Below are 1,494 nucleotides of genomic sequence, written 5' to 3' on the forward strand. Positions count from 1 at the left end.
CTAGGTTTGGTTCTACCGTTTCGGTTAAATCTCAGATGCTATTATCTAAATAAAAATCAAATAGTTAAATGAAAACAAAAAAGCCCCTTTATGGGGCTTTTTTATCGACTCTGACACTTATTGTTCGCAGAAGTGACCTTCTTTTGGCGATTGAGTAATCGCGTACTCTCCGTCGAGATTACGATACACAATAGTGTTCCAAATCGAGCCATCATCCATTTCAAATTCAATTGCGTAGTTCACACCGCTCACTATTTGTGCATGAACTGTCAAAATTTGTTTGAATGACGAAAGGGTATCCATTTGTTTCAGGACAAAGGCCATAGCCTTTTGTGCATCAGGGGTAGCATCAAATTCGTTCCACCCACCTGGCATGTTTCCCTGTGTATTACATACATCTGCCGAGGCTGTTACATGTGTCGTCTCTTCTTGGTTTTTTGGTTGGCAACCAACAAGCAACCCCAAAATTGCACAAGTCGACACTGTTTTTAACATCATAACCATCACCTCATTCATATCGGGTCGTATTATAGTGGTGATGAGATCACGCCATTGTCTATGTTGTGCAAACTTTTGATATGCACAAAGTTAATTCGATGAGTAATTGGATCGAGTTTACATAGAAAATAAACACGATAAATCAAACATTCTGTTCTTGATAAATCAGTTTACAGTGTAAAAACTCGTGATGTTGTTGCCTACGAAGACTCAATTTACTCGAGAATTGGGGCAGCGTTAAGCGCAATAAATCAAATTTAATATGAGTTATGGTTCACATGATTGACGTTGAAACTTCTTATCAATCATACAAAACACTACTATCACCGACCTGTAAAAATAAGCTGTAGTTTTGACTAACTGCAGCGTTCTTCGTCAGTTTGTTGCCAGCGCCAAGGAGGGCGTTATATGAAAAGGATAAATGTCATTGGTAGTAGCGGCAGTGGTAAGTCTACTTTCGCAAAAGCCTTAGCTCAGAAGCTCGACGTTACACATATCGAAATGGACAAATTGTTTTGGAAAGCGGGCTGGCGAGAAAGCACCGACCATGAGTTTTTCAGCAACTTAAAAACGGCCCTCACGCAAAGCGAATGGGTTTTGGATGGAAACTATTCTCGAACTGAAAGCATAAAGTGGCAAGACGTCGACACGATCATTTGGTTGGACTATTCAAGAACGGTGACGTTTTACCGAGCGATCAAACGTGCACTCACTCGTATTTACACAGAGCAAGAGCTGTGGGAAGGGACTGGTAACAGAGAAAGTCTGTATCGACTGTTTACAAAAGACTCCATCGTATTATGGTCTATTAAAAACTACGCCAAACGACGACAAAAATATCTTCAACTGAAACGTGAATTGAGCGGCTCACCCATTCAATTTGTTCATTTGACTAACCCGAAAAAAGCACAAGCTTATCTCGAAAAACTATAAAATAAGTAAAAGCTAAGAGAAAACAAATAGATGAAAATTATTTTTGTGCGACATGGCATGCCA

The 1,494-nt window shown here is 39.7% G+C and carries 2 protein-coding genes; one reads left to right on the forward strand and one right to left on the reverse strand.

All coding sequences use genetic code 11. The features are described from left to right. Positions 1–117: 117 nt before the first annotated feature. Positions 118–498: a cystatin domain-containing protein gene (locus R7P72_RS24210; protein WP_005480328.1), complete on the reverse strand. Its 381-nt coding sequence runs from the start codon at positions 496–498 to the stop codon at positions 118–120. Positions 499–906: 408 nt separating this feature from the next. On the opposite strand from R7P72_RS24210, the gene R7P72_RS24215 reads away from it, so the two are divergent. Next, on the forward strand, positions 907–1,431 hold the full coding sequence (locus R7P72_RS24215; RefSeq protein ID WP_021821738.1) for an AAA family ATPase: 525 nt from the start codon (positions 907–909) through the stop codon (positions 1,429–1,431). Positions 1,432–1,494 lie beyond the last annotated feature (63 nt).

The organism is Vibrio sp. Vb0888 (assembly GCF_033338835.1).
GTDB classification, from domain to species: Bacteria; Pseudomonadota; Gammaproteobacteria; order Enterobacterales; family Vibrionaceae; genus Vibrio; species Vibrio alginolyticus.

What these genes read in the sequence shown, in the direction of transcription:
- R7P72_RS24210 (WP_005480328.1), bottom strand. Translation starts at nt 498, where the DNA reads ATGATGTTAAAAACAGTGTCGACTTGTGCAATTTTGGGGTTGCTTGTT.
- R7P72_RS24215 (WP_021821738.1), top strand. Translation starts at nt 907, where the DNA reads ATGAAAAGGATAAATGTCATTGGTAGTAGCGGCAGTGGTAAGTCTACT.